This window comes from Acinetobacter sp. AOR12_HL (assembly GCF_027855275.1).
Taxonomy (GTDB): domain Bacteria; phylum Pseudomonadota; class Gammaproteobacteria; order Pseudomonadales; family Moraxellaceae; genus Acinetobacter; species Acinetobacter baumannii.
In genome coordinates this window covers 72,530-94,261 of the sequence record NZ_JAKTIJ010000041.1, presented here as the reverse complement: position 1 = coordinate 94,261, position 21,732 = coordinate 72,530, and the positions used below count along the sequence as shown (strand labels likewise).

15 protein-coding genes and 1 pseudogene are annotated in these 21,732 nt (G+C 40.7%); 13 read left to right on the top strand and 3 right to left on the bottom strand.

What is annotated here, in order from left to right:
* Nucleotides 1-102: 102 nt before the first annotated feature.
* The 4 genes from MKL36_RS18620 to MKL36_RS18605 all read left to right on the top strand — a co-directional run bounded on the left by MKL36_RS18620 (nucleotide 103) and on the right by MKL36_RS18605 (nucleotide 6,022).
* The gene (locus tag MKL36_RS18620) at nucleotides 103-1,365 is read left to right on the top strand and encodes a nucleotide sugar dehydrogenase (protein WP_000686131.1); all 1,263 of its coding nucleotides are present in this window, start codon (nucleotides 103-105) and stop codon (nucleotides 1,363-1,365) included.
* Nucleotides 1,362-3,032 (top strand): glucose-6-phosphate isomerase, encoded by a 1,671-nt coding sequence (gene pgi / locus MKL36_RS18615; protein WP_083040543.1) that lies wholly within the window; start codon nucleotides 1,362-1,364, stop codon nucleotides 3,030-3,032. The genes MKL36_RS18620 and pgi overlap by 4 nt, the downstream gene beginning before the upstream one ends.
* Nucleotides 3,025-4,044 (top strand): UDP-glucose 4-epimerase GalE, encoded by a 1,020-nt coding sequence (galE, locus tag MKL36_RS18610; protein WP_147506177.1) that lies wholly within the window; start codon nucleotides 3,025-3,027, stop codon nucleotides 4,042-4,044. The genes pgi and galE overlap by 8 nt, the downstream gene beginning before the upstream one ends.
* 316 nt (nucleotides 4,045-4,360) lie before the next feature.
* Nucleotides 4,361-6,022 (top strand): LTA synthase family protein, encoded by a 1,662-nt coding sequence (locus MKL36_RS18605; RefSeq protein ID WP_147506180.1) that lies wholly within the window; start codon nucleotides 4,361-4,363, stop codon nucleotides 6,020-6,022.
* A gap of 26 nt (nucleotides 6,023-6,048) precedes the next feature.
* Here MKL36_RS18605 and MKL36_RS18600 read toward each other — a convergent pair whose 3' ends face one another.
* Nucleotides 6,049-7,419, bottom strand: a complete 1,371-nt coding sequence (locus MKL36_RS18600; RefSeq protein ID WP_000209952.1) for a phosphomannomutase/phosphoglucomutase — start codon at nucleotides 7,417-7,419, stop codon at nucleotides 6,049-6,051.
* Between the two features lie 367 nt (nucleotides 7,420-7,786).
* Here MKL36_RS18600 and lldP point away from each other — a divergent pair, with 367 nt between their 5' ends.
* The 4 genes from lldP to dld all read left to right on the top strand — a co-directional run bounded on the left by lldP (nucleotide 7,787) and on the right by dld (nucleotide 13,372).
* Complete coding sequence (gene lldP, locus MKL36_RS18595; protein WP_011857993.1) at nucleotides 7,787-9,454, top strand: L-lactate permease; 1,668 nt, start codon at nucleotides 7,787-7,789, stop codon at nucleotides 9,452-9,454.
* 19 nt (nucleotides 9,455-9,473) lie between these two features.
* Entirely contained in the window at nucleotides 9,474-10,226 is a 753-nt protein-coding gene (gene lldR / locus MKL36_RS18590) for a transcriptional regulator LldR (protein ID WP_038343236.1), read from the top strand.
* A complete protein-coding gene (gene lldD, locus MKL36_RS18585) occupies nucleotides 10,223-11,374 on the top strand; it encodes an FMN-dependent L-lactate dehydrogenase LldD (protein WP_000587282.1) in 1,152 nt (383 codons plus the stop codon). The genes lldR and lldD overlap by 4 nt, the downstream gene beginning before the upstream one ends.
* A 291-nt stretch (nucleotides 11,375-11,665) precedes the next feature.
* A complete protein-coding gene (dld, locus tag MKL36_RS18580) occupies nucleotides 11,666-13,372 on the top strand; it encodes a D-lactate dehydrogenase (RefSeq protein WP_039249201.1) in 1,707 nt (568 codons plus the stop codon).
* A gap of 48 nt (nucleotides 13,373-13,420) precedes the next feature.
* Here the strand turns inward: dld and MKL36_RS18575 are convergent, their stop codons facing one another.
* A complete protein-coding gene (locus MKL36_RS18575) occupies nucleotides 13,421-14,635 on the bottom strand; it encodes an amino acid aminotransferase (protein ID WP_000486246.1) in 1,215 nt (404 codons plus the stop codon).
* A 335-nt stretch (nucleotides 14,636-14,970) separates the two neighbouring features.
* Nucleotides 14,971-15,105: pseudogene (locus MKL36_RS18570) on the bottom strand (hypothetical protein).
* Nucleotides 15,106-15,150: 45 nt separating this feature from the next.
* Between MKL36_RS18570 and MKL36_RS18565 the strand changes: the two are divergent.
* The 5 genes from MKL36_RS18565 to MKL36_RS18545 all read left to right on the top strand — a co-directional run bounded on the left by MKL36_RS18565 (nucleotide 15,151) and on the right by MKL36_RS18545 (nucleotide 21,616).
* Nucleotides 15,151-15,861: a GntR family transcriptional regulator gene (locus MKL36_RS18565; protein WP_001153625.1), complete on the top strand. Its 711-nt coding sequence runs from the start codon at nucleotides 15,151-15,153 to the stop codon at nucleotides 15,859-15,861.
* The gene (gene prpB, locus MKL36_RS18560; RefSeq protein ID WP_001118924.1) at nucleotides 15,854-16,738 is read left to right on the top strand and encodes a methylisocitrate lyase; all 885 of its coding nucleotides are present in this window, start codon (nucleotides 15,854-15,856) and stop codon (nucleotides 16,736-16,738) included. The genes MKL36_RS18565 and prpB overlap by 8 nt, the downstream gene beginning before the upstream one ends.
* Nucleotides 16,739-17,007: 269 nt before the next feature.
* The gene (gene prpC, locus MKL36_RS18555) at nucleotides 17,008-18,165 is read left to right on the top strand and encodes a bifunctional 2-methylcitrate synthase/citrate synthase (RefSeq protein WP_000097515.1); all 1,158 of its coding nucleotides are present in this window, start codon (nucleotides 17,008-17,010) and stop codon (nucleotides 18,163-18,165) included.
* Nucleotides 18,165-20,771 carry a Fe/S-dependent 2-methylisocitrate dehydratase AcnD gene (gene acnD / locus MKL36_RS18550; RefSeq protein WP_147506176.1) on the top strand — a complete coding sequence of 869 codons (2,607 nt, stop codon included), beginning with the start codon at nucleotides 18,165-18,167 and terminating at the stop codon, nucleotides 20,769-20,771. Before prpC ends, acnD begins: the two co-directional genes overlap by 1 nt.
* 125 nt (nucleotides 20,772-20,896) lie before the next feature.
* Nucleotides 20,897-21,616, top strand: a complete 720-nt coding sequence (locus MKL36_RS18545; RefSeq protein ID WP_002123357.1) for a hypothetical protein — start codon at nucleotides 20,897-20,899, stop codon at nucleotides 21,614-21,616.
* The last annotated feature ends 116 nt before the right edge of the window (nucleotides 21,617-21,732 follow it).

Sequence of the window (21,732 nt, the reverse complement as noted above, 5' to 3'; positions counted from 1 at the left end):
TGCTTAACTATTTGTAAAAACGAATAAATATATGAACAGAGCAATATATTCTCTTCTTGGAGAGGGAAGAGAATTTTATAGAATATTAAAATCAGGTGTACAATGAAAATCGCGGTATTTGGAACCACCTTACATGCTGGTGTAATGGCAGCATTATTAGCTGAATATGGCAATCAGATCTATTGGTGTACAAGTGTCACCTGTGAAGAAAACATTTCTATACTTTCTTATCAAGATCAAGAAGTTAATCATTATTTAAATAAACAGAGAAAAGCAGGTTTTTTAAAAGAAAGTCCTTTTTCTGAAATTCCTTTAGATATTGAAGTTTATTTATTTTGTTTTAGCCCAACACAAATCGAGCTTGCTTTAAAAACAGTTGAAAAGTTGAGTGAGCGCCCGATAGTTCATCCACGTTTAATGATCAATGGCTCTACTTTTGGTCTACATGGTACGAATCAATTAAAACAACATTTGCCAAAAGATGAGTGGGTTTATTTTCCTGATGTGATTCAAGAAGGAAATGCGATTAATAGCGTGCTGAACGTAAAACATGTAATTGTTGGTGTTGAATCGAGTTATGCTCAGGACACTATGCAAGAGCTGTTACGTCCTTTTTTCCGTTTTAGCTATCAATATTTATTTATGCCAATTTTAGATGCTGAATTTACAAAGCTCAGCATTTCGGGAATGTTGGCAACCCGTATTAGCTACATGAATGATTTGGCGATGGTGGCCGAAAAACTCGGTATTGATATTGCTAATGTAAAACATGGTATTGCTGCAGATACACGTATTGGTGCAGCCTATTTGTCGGCAGGTGTTGGATTTGGTGGTGAAAACTTTTCACATGATATTTTAACGCTTTCGAGTACTGTATCTGGAACAGGGGCTAAAAGTCAGTTGCTAGAGCAAGTGTGGGCGATTAATGAGCAACAAAAAGAAATTTTATTCCGTAAATTATGGAATTATTATCACTGTGATTTGAGCGGTAAAACTGTTGCGATCTGGGGGGCTTCATTTAAGGAAAACACCTCTAGTACTCATAACTCACCTATTCATATTTTGTTAGCTGCATTATGGGCACAAGGGGTAAAAGTGCGTTTGCATGACCCGCAAGCCTTAGATGAGATTGCAACAACTTATGGAGATCGCGAAGATCTAGTTTTATGTGCTGACCAATATGAAGCTGCACAGGGAGCTCATGCTTTATGCTTAGTGACAGCATGGAAACAATATTGGAGCCCTGATTTTAAACAGTTACAACAAGTAATGCAGCATCCTCTTATTTTGGATGGGCGTAATATTTATGATCCGGCATATGTGAAAGCAAAAGGTTTCGCTTATGAAGGAGTAGGTCGATTATGAGTAAATCTATCGAGAAGTTTCCTAAAGAGTTAGTCTCGCCTATAGCACAGCTTCATTCATTAGTTGAGAAGAATTCAAAATTACATATCAAAGAATTATTTGCAGCCGAGCAAGACCGCTTTCAAAACTATTCGGTAAAGTTCGATCAATTGGTTTTTGATTATAGTAAACACCGTATAACTAAAAGTGTTTTAGAACAATTGTTTGCTTTAGCAAAGACGAAACAATTGTCTCACTGGATTGAGCGCTTATTTTCCCAAGACAAAGTCAACTGTACTGAGCAGCGTGCAGCTATGCACTGGGCTTTGCGTTTACCATCGGAATATTCTAAATTTCCTGAACTCACAATACAGGTTCATACTCAATTACAGCGTATGTACGCTTTGGTTGAAAAAATCCATGCTGGGCAATACCGTGGTGCTACAGGTGAAGTGATTCAGGATGTCGTTAATATTGGTGTAGGTGGTTCCGATTTAGGGCCTCAAATGGTGACCCATGCACTATGCGATTTTAAAGTAAAAACTGCCAAACCACTTAATGTACACTTTGTTTCGACTATGGATGGTAGCCAGTTATCAGACCTACTCCATCAATTGCGTCCGGAAACAACTTTATTTATTATTTCTTCAAAGTCATTTGGTACCATTGATACCTTATCAAATGCACAGACAGTTCGTCAGTGGCTTGAAAAAGCGTTAGGAAAACATGATCGCGTTGTAAAAAGTCACTTCATTGGTGTATCTACAAAAGCTGAAAAAATGACTGAGTGGGGGATTGCTCCTGAAAATCAGTTGTTGCTTTGGGACTGGGTAGGTGGACGTTATTCTCTTTGGTCTTGTATTGGTTTCCCTATAGCCCTAACGATTGGTATAGATGGCTTTCAACAGCTTTTGGCTGGCGCACATGCTGTTGATGAACACTTTCAAAATACAAACTTTGAGCAAAATATACCGGTTCTCATGGCATTACTCGGTATCTGGAATAATAATTTTTTAAATATTCAAACCCATGCGGTATTACCTTATGACGGAAGATTAAAGTATTTTGCTGCCTATTTGCAGCAGCTTGAAATGGAGTCTAATGGTAAGTCGGTACAACGTGATGGCCAAAAAGTTGAATTAGATACTTGTCCGATTGTATGGGGTGAGGTTGGTCCAAATGCCCAACATGCATTTTATCAGCTACTTCATCAAGGAACACAGGCAGTAAGCTGTGATTTCATTGCACCGATCCAACGTTATAATGCAGATCACTTTACGTATGTGGAGAATGCTGAGGCATTGATTGAACAACATCACCTCGCATTATCAAATTGTTTGGCGCAATCACGTTTATTGGCTTTTGGTAATGAAGCTTTGGATTCAGCTGAACTAAAGAATTTACCAATTTATAAACAATATGAAGGTAATCAGCCGAGTTCGACATTACTTTTAAAAGAACTAAATCCATATAGTTTAGGGATGTTAATTGCTTTATATGAACATAAGGTATTTGTTCAGTCGGTAATTTGGAATATTAATCCGTTTGATCAATGGGGTGTTGAAAAAGGTAAGCAGATTGCTGATCAGTTACTTCCAATTTTAAATGGTGCTCAAAATGATCTTTCAACACTTGATGCTTCAACACGTGGTTTGATTAAAATTTTATTAGGAAAAGTCGATGGCTAAAATTTTAGTTACAGGTGGTGCAGGTTATATTGGTTCACACACTTGTGTAGAGCTTTTAGAAGCAGGCCATGAAGTTATTGTATTTGATAACCTTTCAAATAGCTCAAAAGAATCTTTAAATAGAGTTCAAGAGATCACACAAAAAAGTTTAACTTTTGTAGAGGGTGATATTCGTAATTCTGGTGAGCTTGACCAAGTGTTTCAAGAGCACGCAATTGATGCGGTTATTCATTTTGCAGGTTTAAAAGCAGTAGGTGAAAGCCAGGAAAAACCGCTTATTTATTTTGATAATAATATTGCGGGCAGTATTCAACTGGTTAAATCGATGGAAAAGGCAGGTGTCTATACACTTGTATTTAGCTCTTCTGCGACAGTATATGATGAAGCAAATACCTCTCCTTTAAATGAAGAAATGCCAACAGGTATGCCAAGTAATAACTATGGATATACAAAACTAATTGTTGAGCAATTATTACAAAAACTTTCAGTAGCTGACTCTAAATGGTCTATTGCCATACTACGTTATTTTAACCCAGTAGGTGCACATAAGAGTGGGCGTATTGGTGAAGACCCGCAAGGTATTCCAAATAATTTAATGCCTTATGTGACTCAAGTTGCTGTGGGTCGCCGTGAGAAACTATCTATTTATGGTAATGATTACGATACAATAGATGGTACAGGTGTGCGAGATTATATCCATGTTGTTGACTTGGCGAATGCACATTTATGCGCTTTAAATAACCGCTTACAGGCGCAAGGTTGCCGTGCATGGAACATTGGTACAGGTAATGGTTCATCTGTTTTACAAGTAAAAAATACCTTTGAACAAGTGAATGGTGTACCTGTTGCTTTTGAGTTCGCTCCACGTAGAGCAGGGGATGTTGCGACTTCTTTTGCTGACAATGCTCGTGCAGTTGCTGAGTTGGACTGGAAACCTCAATACGGTTTAGAAGATATGCTTAAGGATAGCTGGAATTGGCAAAAACACAATCCGACGGGTTATAAAAGCTAATTATTTAAATTTTCTAAATTCAAATATATAGCAGTTGTTGGTTAATAGAATGTGTGTTTTCTAAAAGAGGCTGCGGTTGTCGTGACTACTTTCATGCTAGTATTCGCCACTATTACGTTAGCCTTTTTTTGCAGTCATGGTTTTTCTACGTCAACAACTGTTATTTATCTTTATTGCCTTTTTATCTACCTGTGTAGGTGTATATGTTGCATGGGATATGAATCTAACTTGGCATAAGTTTTATACCTATTTGATTTCAGAAAAGGCTATTTTTTCAATTCTTTTTAACTATGCAGTCATTCAGCTATTTTTTATTATACTTGGACGTAAATACACTGCACTATGTTTAAGCCAATTATTTGTTATATTTTTAAATTTTATTAATAAAAAGAAGCAACAATATTTATTTAGTAATTTAAGTCCAGAAGATATTTTCTTACTTCCAGAAGCAATGAAGGCCACCCCTTGGCACTTACAACTTATCTTTTTTACCCTCATTATTTTCTTTCTTATCATACTCCTCATTGCTGTACGCAAAGAAAGTAAAGCGACTTTTCATACTTATGTCCCTAATATTATTATCTTTGGACTAATCAGTAGTGGTTTAATTTACTTAAATTTTATTAGGAACCCTACAGGCGCTTGTTTTTCCGAAAATAAACCTATGATTTGTGCTAGCTTGCAGGAATTCCCGAATACCAGAAATGACTGGATCGGTGATTACCGAAAAATTCAAGATTATGGGTTTGTGACTTTTTACGTTTCTAAAGTATTGGATAATGTAACCAGCGTATTGTTACCTAGTCGTAAAGTATCTGAGCAAGACATACAGCAAATTTTGCAGCAACATCACTTTGTTCAACCTTTAGAAAAGAATGAGAAAGAATATCCGAATATTATTATTGTTATGGAGGAGTCTTTTTGGGACTCTCATCATTTAGAAAGTGGATTACCTAAAGATTTATTATCTTTTGTTCACCAAAATCAAGTTTCTAATTTATTGTCGCCTTCATTTGGTGGAGGTACAGCCAATGTCGAGTTTGAAGTGCTTACGAGCCTGAATACGACTTTTTTTCCAAATGAATTGTTATATGTCTCTAAACTAAAAAAACCAATTTATGCTTTACCTTATTATTTAAAATCAATTGGTTATCAAACAGTTGCAATGCATAATAACTATAGTTATTACTATAATCGTAATAAGGTATATCCAGAGTTAGGATTTGAGAAATTTATATCACTTGAAAATATGATCGCCCAAAAAGATCGGAGTAACATATTTAATCAAGGGGGCTGGGCCACAGATGATCTTATTTTTGATTCGATTAAGTCTACTTTAAAAGAAAATGAGCAGCAGCCAAAGTTTATTTATGCGATTACTGTCGAAAATCATCCAATGTATAACGATGATCGTTTTGGTAAACAAAATTATAAATTTAACAAAGAATTATCTGACACCGAAAAGCAAAAATTAAGTACTTATACTGCTGGAACTGCACGTGCTAACCAAAAGCTAAAAGAGCTCGCTGAATATTTAAAGACAGTAGATCGACCAACAATTTTAGTGGCCTTTGGCGATCATTTGCCGAATCTACAAGAAGTTTATGAGAGTTATGGATTTTTTAAAGATGATCCTGAGCGAACTAGCTTAAAAAATTACCAGACACCGTTTGTGGTATGGAGCAATTATAAATTAGATAAGAAGCCTTTGAAGCAACCTTATATTGCTGCAAGTTTCGTTGCTCCAAAATTATTAAAGCTGGCAGGGTTGCCTTTGTCAGATTACTATCAATTTGTTGATGATGTCTCGAGTTGTTATAGCGCCATTCATCAAAAATTTATTAATGAAAATCCAACGTGTAATTTTGATAAAAAAGTATTGTTAAAAGATTATGAAAATCTAAATAAGGATGTTTTAGATGGGCATAATCATACTTATAAGATTATGCAAAATACTCAAATAGAGATGGAAAAGTAATTTCCATCTCTATTATATAGGAATTATTAAGACTGAATTAAGCCCGTCAACTCATCTACATAATGTTGCATTGGCTGAGCTTGGCGGTCTGCACGGCTTTCAATGTTGAGACGTAGTAAAGGCTCGGTGTTTGAAGCACGGACATTAAAACGCCATGCGCCAAAGTCGAGGCTTACACCATCGGTACGGTCAATTTGTGGATTTTGATCGGCATAGAAGTCGAAAATCTTTTGAATCGTAGTTTGCGTATCGGCTACTTTAAAGTTGATTTCACCACTACAAGGGAACTTGGCAATCATATTTTCAACGAGTGTTGAAAGTGATTGTCCTGTTTCAGAGAGTAGAGCAATGGTGAGTAACCAAGGAATCATACCGCTGTCACAGTAAGCAAAATCACGGAAATAGTGATGGGCACTCATTTCACCGCCGTATACGGCATTGTGTTCACGCATAACATCTTTAATAAATGCATGCCCCGATTTCGACTGTACAGCAACACCTTTATATTCGTCGACGATATCAAATGTGTTCCACACTAAACGTGGATCATGCACTATTTTTTCGCCTGACTGTTTGATTAAGAAAGCTTGAGCCAATAGGCCGACAATATAGTAGCCCTCAATGAATTGTCCTTTTTCATCGAACAAGAAACAGCGGTCAAAGTCGCCGTCCCATGCAATACCCATATCTGCTTTATGCTCAAGAACAGCATTTCGGGTACTGTCACGGTTTTCAATTAAAATTGGGTTAGGGATGCCATTTGGGAAAGTACCATCTGCTTCATGATGAATTTTAATAAATTCAACCGGTACATTAAGCGCTTTAAATTTTTCTTCAATGGCATCAATCACATGACCAGCTGCACCATTACCCGCGTTTACCACTAACTTTAATGGACGGATTTTTGCAGGTTCAATATAAGTCAGTAGATGGTCAACGAACTCAGGCAAAATGTTATAGCTTTGGGTTGTACCTTTTTGGCTAACTTCTTCAAAGTTATTGGTCTCTGCTAAAGCCTGAATTTCTTTTAAACCAGTATCGGCACTAATTGGACGAGCATTTTCTCGAACCAATTTCATACCGTTATAGTCCATTGGGTTATGACTCGCAGTTACTTCTATACCACCTTGTACGTCTAAATGAAAAGCGGCAAAGTACACTTCTTCAGTACCCGTCATGCCTAAATCAAGCACATTCACACCCGCATCATTTAAACCGCGGATGGTCGCTTGTTTTAAAGCCTCACTGCTTAGACGAATATCACAACCTACAACCACAGTTTTTGGTTTATAGATTTGTCCGTAAGCGCGGCCAATTTTATAGGCGATTTCTTCATTCAATTCGGTGCCGAGTTTGCCTCGGATATCATAAGCTTTAAAACACGTTAAAGTAGTCATTATTCAATTCAATACATGTGGTTTGAGTTGTGTGCACATTATACATAGATCATCAAATTGGTACGTTTATAGTTTTTATATTCAAATACTTCATTTCTGTCGGTCATATTTAAGTTTATAAGGAAGCTTTTTACGACTTTAGTCGAATAAAAAAAATTATAGATGAGAAATGGCTTGATTTTTCTTGTCTCTATTGGTCATACCAATTTTAATAATTATTTAATCATTGATCTTACCAATAACTGTGTTTATGATGCGCATTGTGGTTTAAGGAAAACATTTGCACTTAAATTTTAATTGGTCATACCAATTTGTGTTAAATGTTGAAATTTTAAGGTACAAAAATTCGCCCCGGCATTTCAAGGAGATGACAATGCTCAATATGTGGCAACAACTTTATGACCCTTTAAATAATATTTGGCTGTCTAGTGCGGTTGCATTAATCCCGATTATTTTCTTCTTTTTGGCCTTGGCTGTTTTTCGTTTAAAAGGCAGTATCGCGGGTACGGGCACAGTTATTATTGCATTACTGATTGCGCTATTTTTCTATCAAATGCCGGGTCAAATGGCCTTTGCATCAATCATTTACGGTTTCTTCTACGGTCTATGGCCGATTTCATGGATCATTATCGGGGCAGTTTTTCTATACAAGATTTCGGTAAAAACAGGCCAGTTTGAAGTTATCCGCTCAAGCATTCTATCTATCACCGAAGACCAACGTTTGCAAATGTTACTCGTTGGTTTCGCATTTGGTACTTTCCTTGAAGGAGCTGCGGGCTTTGGTGCTCCTGTCGCAATTACCGCAGCACTACTTGTCGGCTTAGGGTTTAAGCCACTTTACGCTGCTGGTTTATGTTTGATCGTAAATACAGCACCAGTTGCATTCGGTGCAATGGGTATTCCAATTATTGTGGCGGGGCAGGTTTCCGGTGTAGACACTATGGAAATTAGCCAGATGGTGGGTCGTCAGTTGCCATTTTTAACCATTATTGTGCTGTTCTGGATTATGGCGATTATGGATGGCTGGCGTGGTGTTAAGGAAACTTGGCCTGCGGTATTGGTCGGTGGTGGTGCTTTTGCGATTGCTCAGTATCTCACCTCTAACTTTATTGGCCCTGAGTTACCAGACATTACCGCAGCAATTGCTTCATTGGTCAGCCTGACGTTGTTATTCCGTGTTTGGAAACCAAAACATATTTTCCGTTTTGAACCTGAAGCGGGTCAGACTTTGACTCAGCAACCTACAACAGTTCAACGTTATAGCATTGGGAAAATTGCAAAGGCATGGTCTCCATTTGCTATTTTAACGGTAATGGTCACCATCTGGAGCGTTAAGCCATTTAAAGCATTATTTGCAAAAGATGGTGCTCTTGAACACTGGATTTTTAAACTTGAAGTGCCGTATTTACACAAATTGGTCGAGAAAATGCCACCGATTGTGTCCGAGATGAAACCATACGAAGCGATTTATAAGTTTGACTGGTTCTCTGCAACAGGTACTGCAATTTTTATTGCTGCAATCATCACGGTTATTTTCTTAAAAATGAAAGCAAGTGAGGCAGTAACAACATTCGGTGAAACACTCAATGAGTTGAAAACACCGATTTACTCAATTGGTATGGTGTTGGCGTTTGCTTTTATTGCGAACTATTCAGGTTTATCTGCAACTTTGGCTCTGGCTCTATCGCATACCGGTCATGCGTTTACTTTCTTCTCGCCATTTTTGGGCTGGCTTGGTGTGTTCCTTACTGGTTCAGACACTTCTTCAAATGCTTTGTTCTCGGCATTACAGGCAACCACCGCTCAGCAAATTGGTATTCCGGAAGTGTTATTGGTCGCTGCTAATACCAGCGGTGGTGTGACAGGTAAGATGATTTCGCCACAGTCGATTGCGATTGCTTGTGCCGCAGTAGGCTTAGTTGGAAAAGAGTCTGACTTGTTCCGTTTCACGGTAAAACATAGCATCATATTCACTGTCTTTGTTGGCATCATTATTACGGTTCAGGCTTATCTGGTTCCGTGGATGATTCCATAACTCCAGTGAAGGAAACGCGATGAGAATCTCCGATCAAGTGGTCATGAAATTGCAGGCATTAATTGAAGAGCGTCACATGAAAAAAGGTGATCGTTTGCCTGCCGAGCGGCAGCTTGCAACTAGCTTAGGGGTTTCTCGTCCGTCTTTGCGTGAAGCAATTCAACAGCTCAATAGTCAAGGTGTACTGATTAGTCGCCGTGGCGATGGAACTTATATTCAGCAATTACCTGAACAATGGCCACAGCAACTGATTGTGAATTCAATCAGTAACCTGATTGAAGAAGATCCGTTATACCGTTTTGATGTGCAAGAGGCGCGTTTGGTGCTCGAAGGGGGAACTGCATGGTATGCCGCGTTACGTTCGACCCCCGAAGATCGTGCCAAAATTCATCATTATTTTAATGAAATTAGCCGCCACCAAAATGCGGGTGACTCAGCACAGGCTGCGGTCGCGGATGCTGAATTCCACTTAGCGATTGCTGAAGCATCCCACAATGTGGTGCTGATTCAAATGATGCGTAGCTTATTTGATTTGCTGCAATACAACGTCTTGTTAGGGCGTAAGAAAGTTTATAACGACCCCGTAAATGGTGACTTGCTCAGCGAGCAGCATTTTCAGGTGATAGATGCTATTGATCGTAAAGATCCCGAGGCCGCACGCCAAGCTGTCTGCGGTCATATTGAATTTGTGATTAATCATGTGCGTTCTCTGGATGAAGATGAAGCTCGCCAGAAACGTGCAAACCGTTTAAATAGAGTTGATTCAAAATGATTATTTCTTCTGGCAATGATTATCGTGCTGCGGCACAACGTCGCTTACCCCCATTTTTATTTCACTATATTGATGGTGGAGCGTATGCGGAATATACCTTAAAGCGTAACGTACAAGATTTGTCAGAAATTGCATTGCGTCAGCGTGTGCTGAATGACATGTCCGCGTTGAGTTTAGAGACAAAACTGTTTAATGAAACGCTGTCGATGCCAGTTGCCTTGGCTCCTGTGGGTTTAACAGGTATGTATGCACGCCGTGGTGAAGTACAAGCCGCAATGGCAGCCGATAAAAAAGGTATTCCATTTACGCTTTCAACGGTTTCTGTTTGCCCGATTGAGGAAGTTGCACCTGCAATTAACCGTCCGATGTGGTTCCAGCTTTATGTATTACGTGACCGCGGTTTTATGCGTAATGCTTTGGAACGTGCAAAAGCGGCAGGTTGTTCAACACTGGTGTTTACCGTAGATATGCCTGTACCGGGTGCACGTTATCGTGATGCCCATTCGGGTATGAGTGGGCCAAATGCTGCGATGCGCCGTTATATGCAGTCAGTGTTTCATCCGCACTGGTCATGGAATGTGGGCTTAATGGGTCGTCCGCACGATTTGGGAAATATCTCTAAATATTTAGGTAAGCCGACTGGGCTTGAAGATTATATTGGTTGGTTAGGCTCGAACTTTGACCCATCCATTTCATGGAAAGACCTTGAGTGGATTCGTGAGTTTTGGGATGGCCCAATGGTGATTAAAGGTATTTTAGATCCTGAAGATGCCAAAGATGCTGTGCGTTTTGGTGCAGATGGCATTGTGGTATCGAATCACGGTGGTCGTCAGTTAGATGGCGTGATGTCTTCTGCTCGTGCATTGCCTGCAATTGCTGATGCAGTCAAAGGTGACTTAGCAATTTTGGCTGACTCAGGTATTCGTAATGGTTTAGACGTGGTGCGCATGTTGGCGCTTGGTGCGGATACGGTTTTACTTGGCCGTGCGTTTGTTTATGCCTTGGCAGCAGCAGGTGGACAAGGTGTGTCGAACTTACTTGATTTAATTGATAAGGAAATGCGTGTTGCGATGACGCTCACGGGTGCTAAGTCGATTTCGGATATTAATGCGGATTGTTTAGTACAGGCGATTAAACAAGGACTTTAAGACATGGTAAGTAAAGCAATAAGCACAGCCTCAAAATTTGGTGATTTGCTGATGTTTTACGTATAGGCATTTGTCACTTTTGAAAGGTCAAAAGTAACCAAAAACCTTTTGTTGAGCAAACCGTACTTCCTTGTACGGTTGCTCAACAGGCGGCATCCATGCCGCCACCACGATAGTAAATATAGGGCTGATTCACATTAGAGAATGAGCTAATTAAATTATAAATTACAAACGGTAAGATCCCGTCGTGTTGGTCTAATTTGATAAATGGATGACCAAAAGGAAACCATCATGCAAACATTTTCTCCTCAAGCAGTGATCGAACGCTTACAAAATATTGTAGGGCGTTCTTATGTTTTGACCGATGACCAAAGTACGCGTCAGTACCGCCAAGGTCGCCGTTTTGGTGAGGGGAAAGTGCTGGCTGTGGTGGTGCCGGGCACATTGCTAGAGCAATGGCAAGTGTTGCAGGCTGCAATTGAGGCGGACTGTATTGTGATTATGCAGGCAGCAAATACAGGACTCACCGGTGGTTCAACTCCGTATGGCGATGACTATGATCGTCCTGTTTTGGTCATGAGTACACGCCGATTAAAGGGTATTCAAGTCATCCATGATGGCAAGCAAGTGATCTGCTTACCGGGTGCGACCTTAGATAATTTAGAGCAAATTTTAAAAGGCTATAATCGTGAACCACATTCGGTGATTGGTTCATCGTGTATTGGTGCATCGGTACTTGGCGGGGTGTGTAATAACTCAGGGGGTGCTTTGGTGCGCCGTGGTCCTGCGTATACTGAACTGGCGTTATATGCTCAGGTGAATGCCGCTGGTCAATTAGAATTGGTGAACCATTTAGGCGTAAATTTAGGCTCGACTCCCGAAGAGATTTTGACGCGTTTAGAGAAGCAGCAATATCAAGCCGTTGATATTTTAGATGACAGTGAAAAACAGGCATCGGATCATCGCTATGCGCATGATGTGACGCAAGTTGATGAAGATACGCCTGCTCGTTTTAATGCAGACCCGTCACGTTTGTTTGAGGCTTCGGGTTCGGCAGGTAAAGTTTGTGTGTTTGCGGTACGTCTTGATACTTATGAAAAAGTAGAAAGTAATGTCTTTTATATTGGTACTAATGATGCTGATGATTTAACGGCGATTCGCCGTTATTTACTCACTTCACTGCCAAGTCTACCGATTGCAGGCGAATATATTCACCGTGATGCTTACTTGATTGGTGAAAAGTACGGAAAAGACACATTCTTATTTATTGAAAAGTTTGGTACAGCCAATGTTCCCAAAGCTTTTGCGATGAAAGATAAAGTTGATGGCTTTTTAGAACGATTTAAAATTAAAGGCTTAACAGACCATATTTTACAGGCGATTACGTTCTTTTTACCGAGTCATTTACCGAAGCGTATGACCGAATATCGAGATCGTTATGAGCACCATTTAGTGCTACGTGTTGAAAATAATTCGAAAGCACAAACTGAGCAGTTTTTAAAAGAATATTTTGCAGTGCATCAGTCAGGTAACTATTTCGTATGTAGTGAAGAGGAAGGTCGAAAGGCGTTCTTACACCGTTTTGCGATTGCAGGGGCGGCAATTCGTTATCGTGATACGCACCGTAGTGAAGTTGAAGATATTGTAGCGCTTGATATTGCGCTACGTCGTAATGACCGTGAATGGGTAGAGCAACTACCAGCCGAGATGGAAAAGAAAATCATCCATAAACTCTATTATGGGCATTTCTTTTGTCATGTGTTCCATCAGGACTATATTCTTAAAAAGGGCAATGACCCTTTAGAAATGGAACATCAAATGTGGAAATTACTCGATGCGCGCCGTGCTGAATATCCGGCAGAGCATAATGTCGGGCATCTTTATATTGCCAAGCCTGCCTTAGCCAACTTTTATCAAAAACTCGACCCAACCAACAGTTTTAATGTGGGTATTGGCCATACCTCAAAACTGAAATATTGGGGTAAGGCTAAATCGTAATATCGAGACATAAAAAAAGGCGCCGAAGCGCCTTTTTTAATAGATGTCTTATGCTGCTTCTACTGATTTAGCAAGCACTTCAGCCATCGCTTTAGCAACAGTGTAAACATTGTTCATGTTTAAACCTGCTACACAAATACGGCCACTACGTACTAAGTAGATTGCATATTCTTCACGCAAGATATCTACTTGCTCAGCAGTTAAACCTGTGTAGCTGAACATACCTTTTTGGTTTACAAGGTAGCTAAAGTCACGGTCTGGTAACGCTTTAGTGAGCTCATCTTTCAAGATGCTACGCATTTTGATAATACGCTCACGCATCTCTTTCACTTCACCTTGCCATTGTTGGTTAAGTTCAGCGTCATTTAACACTTCATCAACTAACCAAGCACCTGTTGTAGGAGGGCTAGAGTAAATACGGCGTACAGTCGCTTTTAACTGACCGAATGTGCACTGAGCAGCTTCTGCATCGTCACATACGAAAGTTAAGCCGCCAACACGCTCGCCATATAAAGAGAAGATTTTAGAGAACGAGTTGCTCACAATGAAGTTTAGACCCGCTTGGTCTAAAGCACGGATTGCATACGCATCTTCTTCCATACCGTCACCAAAACCTTGGTAAGCGATGTCTAGGAATGGAATAAGGTTACGGTCTTTTAATACTGCAATTACTTGGTCCCATTGCGCTGGGTTTAAATCAGCACCCGTTGGGTTATGGCAGCATGGGTGCAACAACACAATGCTTTGCTCAGGCAAAGTTTTAAGTGTAGAAAGCATACCGTCAAAATCTACACCACGCGTTTCTGCATCGAAATATGGGTAGAAATGAGTCTTAATGCCAGCGCCATTGAAAATCGCAACGTGGTTATCCCAAGTTGGTTGGCTCACCCAAACGTCTGAATTTGGGAAATAAGTTTTTAAGAAATCCGCACCAACTTTCAATGCACCTGAACCACCAAGTGTTTGGATGGTTACAGCACGGCCAGCTTTAACTGCTGGGCTGTTTGCACCAAATAAAAGTGCTTGAATTGCTTCACGGTAAGGTTTGAAGCCTTCCATTGGCAAATAAAGTTTGGTTTTACCGTTCTTAGGCTCAATACGCTTTTGTGCCTCGATAATGGTCTCTAACTGAGGAACAATGCTGTCTTCGTTATAATAAAGACCAATACTCAAGTTTACTTTTTCAGAACGAGTATCAGCATTGAACTGTTCCATTAAAGAGAGAATTGGATCGCCTGCGTATGGGGGGATATGTTGAAACATCAAAAAAGTCCTTTCATTCAACAATATGCATAGTGCTAGGTTTTTTCTGTCTCGAAAAATACGCTACAACTATGTCGATGCTCAATAATGTATCAATAAAGCTACCGTGAAGCACCTGATAATTTCACTAATATCGATATTTTCTGGATGAAAATGATAAAAAGATTTAAAAGAAATTACGGTAAATAGAAACTAATTTCTAACTCATGCTTTCATTCAAGCAGATTGTCTACAATCTTGCTGTAATACATTGGTTGTAGACTAAAGTTTGAAACAAAAGATTAGAGGCCGAAAAGCAACTAAAAAAGTGCCATAAATCTATAAGCAAATTAATATTAAGTAACTGTTTTATATATATTAATTGTCAAGTGGTTTAATTGTTTAAATATAAGGTGATATAAGCGGTCAGGCTATAAAAATTGACCTGATGCGTTCTGAAAAGTGTCAACAATCACCTTGATTTTTTTCATTCATACCGCTATAAAACTCATAATTGATTAAAAATTGTCGACAATATGCAAGATTTGACCTTCGCACCAGAGCCATTACAAAGTCAGGGAAGAACACTGACCGAGCATGTATTTAAGCAAATACAGACGGCGATTGTTTTGGGTCAAATTCCGGCAGGTAGCAAAATTTCCGAGCCTGAACTGGCACGTACTTATGGTATTAGCCGTGGGCCGTTGCGTGAAGCAATTCATCGCCTTGAAGGTCAACGTTTGGTTGAGCGTACTGCACATGTGGGAGCGCGCGTGGTTTCGCTCTCACTGCAACAGTTCAAAGAGCTTTACCAAATTCGAGCTTCTTTAGAGGGGTTGGCTTGCAAACTTGCTGCACAGCATATTGATAAAAAGCAAATTTTGGCGCTACGTGATGTTTTGCGTATGCATGCTGAAGATGAAAACTTTAAAGCAGGTAAAGGATATTACTTGCAAGAAGGGCAGGACGATTTTCACTATTGCATTATCAAAAGTAGTGGCAATAAAACCCTAGAAAAAATGCTATGTGATGAGCTTTATCACCTCATCCGTATGTACCGAATTCAGTTTTCAAACACACCCGATCGACCGAGCAAAGCTTGGGACGAACATATCCGTATTTTAGATGCAATTGCAGAAGGCGATGGTGAACTTGCCGAGCTGCTCATGCATCGACATATCAATGCTTCTTACAAAATTATTGAGCAAACACTGCTACAAGCACAAGGAGAACATAACAATGGCTAAACAATCCGCAGGTCAGCTATTTCGCGATGCCGTAGCCCAAGAAAAGCCATTACAAGTGGTTGGAACCATCAATGCCAATCATGCACTTTTGGCAAAACGTGCAGGTTATAAAGCGATTTACTTATCAGGTGGTGGTGTAGCAGCTGGTTCTTTAGGCTTACCTGATTTGGGAATCAGTAACCTTGATGATGTGTTGACAGACGTACGCCGTATTACCGATGTATGTGATCTTCCATTATTGGTCGATGCGGACACAGGCTTTGGTGCTTCTGCATTTAACATTGCACGTACTACAAAATCACTGATCAAGTTTGGTGCTGCGGCAATGCATATTGAAGACCAAGTGGGTGCAAAACGTTGTGGTCACCGTCCGAATAAAGCCATTGTGACTCAAGAAGAAATGGTTGACCGTATTAAAGCTGCGGTCGATGCGCGTGGTGATGACAGCTTCGTGATTATGGCGCGTACCGATGCGTTAGCGGTTGAAGGCTTACAAGCTGCAATTGACCGTGCGGGTGCCTACATTGAGGCAGGTGCAGATATGTTGTTCCCTGAAGCAATTACCGAGCTTGATATGTACAAGCAATTTGCTCAAAAGACAGGCGTACCAATTTTGGCAAACATTACCGAGTTTGGTTCTACACCATTGTTTACTACTGAAGAGTTAGCATCTGCCGATGTAAGCCTTGCGCTTTATCCGCTTTCTGCTTTCCGTGCCATGAACAAGGCAGCCGAAACTGTGTATGAAACCTTACGTAAAGAAGGTACACAAAAGAACGTGGTTGATATTATGCAAACGCGTAAAGAGTTATATGAACGCATTAACTACTACGCGTTTGAAGACTACTTAGACAACGCATTTGCTAAAAAGAAGTAATAAATTAAAAAGTTGATTAATTGGAATCTGATACTCGGAGGCGTCATCTGCAACTGTTTGAGACAGGACTACATTTTTTAAAAATGGTTCTGCGATAGATAGGATATTCGATGGTTGTGGACGAGTTTTGCAGATGACAATGGTTTTGCCTACTTTTCCCGAAAGAAAAGTAGGTCGAACCGAAGGTTAATCCTGAAATAAGAAGTGAAAATGGTACGACTCCGTCGTGCTTAATAAATAAATTCAGATAGATAGGAAAGGACAATCTTATGAGCTCAAATGAAACAACAACAGGCTTCAAACCAAAAAAATCAGTTGCACTTAGCGGACAAGTTGCAGGCAACACAGCACTTTGTACCGTAGGACGTAGCGGTAACGACTTGCACTATCGTGGCTATGACATTCTTGACCTTGCGGCAGGTAGCGAGTTTGAAGAAGTTGCTCACTTGCTCGTACATGGCAAATTACCAAACAAAGCTGAACTCAAAGCATATAAAGCAAAATTAAAAGCGCTTCGTGGCTTACCGGCAGCACTTAAAACTGCACTTGAGCAATTACCACCGTCTGCACACCCAATGGACGTGATGCGTACAGGCGTATCAGTACTAGGTTGTTTAACTCCAGAACATGAAGATCACAACGAAGCTGGCGCAAAAGACATTGCTGACAAATTAATGGCAAGCTTAGGTTCAATGCTGCTTTATTGGTACCACTTCAGCAACAACGGTCGTCGCATTGAAGTTGAAACAGATGACGACTCAATTGCAGCGCATTTCTTGCACTTACTTCATGGCGAAAAACCATGTGAAGAGTGGATTCAAGCGATGCATACATCACTTATTTTGTATGCTGAGCATGAGTTCAACGCATCTACATTTACCTCACGCGTGGTTGCAGGTACAGGTTCTGACATGTACTCGGCAATTACAGGCGGTATTGGTGCACTTCGCGGACCTAAGCACGGTGGTGCAAACGAAGTTGCATTCGTGATTCAACAACGTTACGACAATCCAGACGAAGCAGAAGCTGACATCCGTAAACGTGTTGAAAATAAAGAAGTCGTAATCGGATTTGGTCACCCTGTATATACAGTTTCTGACCCACGTAACGAAGTGATCAAGAAAGTGGCGCATGACTTAGCGCAAGCACAAGAGAACACCAAAATGTACCTCATCGCTGAGCGTTTAGAAGCAGTGATGAAAGAAGTGAAAAACATGTTCCCGAACCTCGACTGGTTCAGTGCGGTGAGCTATCACTTAATGGGTGTACCAACTGCCATGTTTACACCGTTATTCGTGATTGCACGTACAGCAGGTTGGTCAGCACACGTGATTGAACAACGTCAAGACGGCAAAATCATTCGTCCAAGCGCGAACTACACAGGCCCTGAAAACCTCGAATTTAAACCATTGGCGGAGCGTGGTTAATGAACACAAAATACCGTAAACCGCTGGCAGGTACCCAGCTTGAATACTACGATGTGTCTCAAGCCGTTGAAGATATTCAGCCAGGCGCATACGAAAAACTGCCTTACACCTCTAAAGTACTCGCAGAGCAATTGGTACGCCGTGCCGATGCCGAGAACTTAACTGCTTATTTAATGCAGTTGATTGAACGCCGTCAGGACTTGGACTTTCCTTGGTATCCTGCACGCGTGGTGTGTCATGACATTTTGGGACAAACTGCATTGGTTGACCTTGCAGGTTTGCGTGATGCGATTGCTGAGAAGGGCGGCGACCCATCTAAGGTTAACCCAGTTGTACCAACACAGCTCATTGTTGACCACTCTTTAGCAGTGGAATATGGTGGTGCTGACCCAGACGCTTTTGCAAAAAACCGTGCTGTTGAAGACCGCCGTAACGAAGACCGTTTCCACTTTATTGAGTGGACCAAAACTGCATTTAAAAATGTCGATGTGATCCCTGCGGGGAACGGTATTATGCACCAGATTAACCTAGAGAAAATGTCTCCGGTGATTCAGGCGCGTGATGGCGTAGCATTCCCAGACACATGTGTCGGTACAGACTCACACACACCACATACAGACGCTTTGGGCGTAATTTCTGTGGGTGTAGGTGGCTTAGAAGCTGAAAACGTAATGTTGGGCCGTGCATCTTGGATGCGTCTGCCAGATATTATTGGTGTTGAGTTGGTTGGTCAGCGTCAGGCAGGCATTACTGCAACAGATATCGTACTTGCTCTAACTGAATTCTTGCGTAAAGAGCGTGTGGTTGGTGCTTACCTTGAGTTCTTTGGTGAAGGTGCTGACAGTATGTCTGTGGGCGACCGTGCAACCATTTCGAACATGACACCAGAATATGGCGCTACGGCTGCGATGTTCTACATCGACCAAAACACAATCGACTACTTACGCCTAACAGGCCGTGAAGATGCTCAAGTGGCATTGGTTGAACAGTACGCAAAAGAAATTGGCCTTTGGGCATCTGAAATGACCAAAGCAGAGTACCCACGTGTACTACGTTTTGATCTGTCAACAGTCACACGTAACATTGCTGGTCCATCAAATCCACATGCACGTGTTTCAACTGCGGACTTAAAAGAAAAAGGTATTGCGGGAGTTGTTGAAAACCGTTCTGATGGCTTAATGCCAGATGGCGCAATCATTATTGCTGCAATTACTTCATGTACTAATACCTCTAACCCACGTAACACCGTGGCGGCAGGTTTGCTGGCACGTAAGGCAAATGAACTTGGTTTGGTTCGTAAACCTTGGGTGAAATCATCATTTGCACCGGGTTCAAAAGCGGCTGCACTTTACCTTGAAGAAGCAGGTGTTCTAAAAGACTTAGAGAAACTTGGTTTTGGTATTGTGGCTTACGCTTGTACGACGTGTAACGGTATGTCTGGTGCGTTAGATCCTGCTATCCAGCAAGAAATTATTGACCGTGACTTGTACGCAACCGCGGTACTCTCTGGTAACCGTAACTTTGATGGCCGTATCCATCCATATGCAAAACAAGCGTTCTTAGCATCTCCACCGCTTGTTGTGGCCTATGCAATTGCAGGTACGATCCGTTTTGACATCGAAAAAGATGCGTTAGGTTATGACAAAGAAGGTAACCCGATTTACCTCAAAGACATCTGGCCATCTGATGCTGAAATTGATGCGTTAGTTAAGCAAGCCGTGAAGCCTGAACAGTTCCGCAAAGTCTACATTCCAATGTTTGACTTGGGCGAAGTGGAGCAAGCGAAAAGCCCACTTTACGACTGGCGTCCGCAAAGTACTTACATCCGCCGTCCACCATATTGGGAAGGGGCGTTGGCTGCACCACGTACTTTGGCGAACATGCGTCCGCTTGCGATTTTGGGCGATAACATCACTACCGACCACTTGTCGCCTTCAAACGCGATTTTGATGGACTCGGCTGCGGGTGAATACCTTCACAAAATGGGCGTACCAGAAGAAGACTTCAACTCATACGCAACGCACCGTGGTGACCACTTGACTGCACAACGTGCAACATTTGCAAACCCGAAACTCTATAACGAAATGGTTCGCCGTTCAGACGGTACCATTAAGCAAGGTTCAAAAGCGCGTGTAGAGCCAGAAGGCGAAGTGATGCGCATGTGGGAAGCAATTGAAACCTACATGAACCGTAAGCAACCGTTAATTATTATTGCTGGTGCTGACTACGGTCAGGGTTCAAGCCGTGACTGGGCTGCAAAAGGTGTGCGCCTTGCAGGTGTTGAAGCGATTGTGGCAGAAGGTTTTGAGCGTATTCACCGTACTAACTTGGTGGGTATGGGCGTGTTACCACTTGAGTTTAAACCGGGTGTAAACCGCAAAACTTTGAAGCTAGATGGTATAGAGCTTTATAGCGTGATTGGTAATATTGCGCCGCGTTCGACTTTAACTTTAGTGATTGAACGTGCCACAGCGGATGGTAAAGAAGAGATTCTTGAAGTACCTGTGACTTGCCGTTTAGATACAGAAGAAGAAGTTTCTGTATATGAAGCGGGTGGTGTATTACAGCGTTTTGCACAAGACTTTTTAGAAGGTCAGGTGGCTTAACATTTAGTCTGTAATTGATTGAAATTTATTCTAAAAAGCCTTATCTTGATGATGGGGTTTTTTATGGGAACTAGTAAACCTTAAAAGGCATAAATAATTAGAAGTGGGTATATTGAGGGATGAACATGACAGAAAAAGATAATAATTTAAATGCAAGTTTTTTAGATCATAGAGTTGCAACTTATAAGGCTATTGCAGGTTTGATACCAGGATTTGGTTCGATCCTTTCAGAGGTTGTAGGAGCTATTATTCCTGATCAACGAATGGATAGATTAGTAAAATATATAAAAATATTGGATACAAAGGTTCAGAAAATTAATTCTGATTTATTAGAAATTGCTAAACAGAATGAATTGGCTATAGATCTGATTGAAGAGGGATTTGTTCAGGCATCGAGATCACTCTCTAACGAAAGAAGAGAATATATTGCAAACGTAGTAGCAAATGGTATATCAGATGAAGAAAAAAATTATGCAGATAGTAAGTATATTTTAAAATTATTAGGTGAGCTTAACGATCAAGAAGTGATTTGGCTGCGCTTTTTTTTACATCCCACCTTTGATGGTGATGAAGAATTTCGTCAACAACATCAAAATGTTATAGAACCAATAGCAACTTATATAGGTGCAGATGAAAATATATTAGAGAAAAAGGATATTCAGGAGAGCTATAAATCACATTTAGAGAGATTAGGACTTATTCGATCAAATTATCGAATTGATAAGAATACTGGTTTACCGAAATTTAATCATCAGGGAGTACCTGAGGTTTCTTATAGATTTGTCACACCACTTGGTAAAATGATGCTAAAGAAAATTGGTCTTATAGATTCAGCGAATACATAAGTTATTACATAAAAAAAAGCCCGACATCCTGTCGGGCTTTTTCGTATTTGGTTGCTAGATATGACTCCTGTCGTATCTCACGATCCTGATGCATGAACCTATTATTGTTGTTTTAT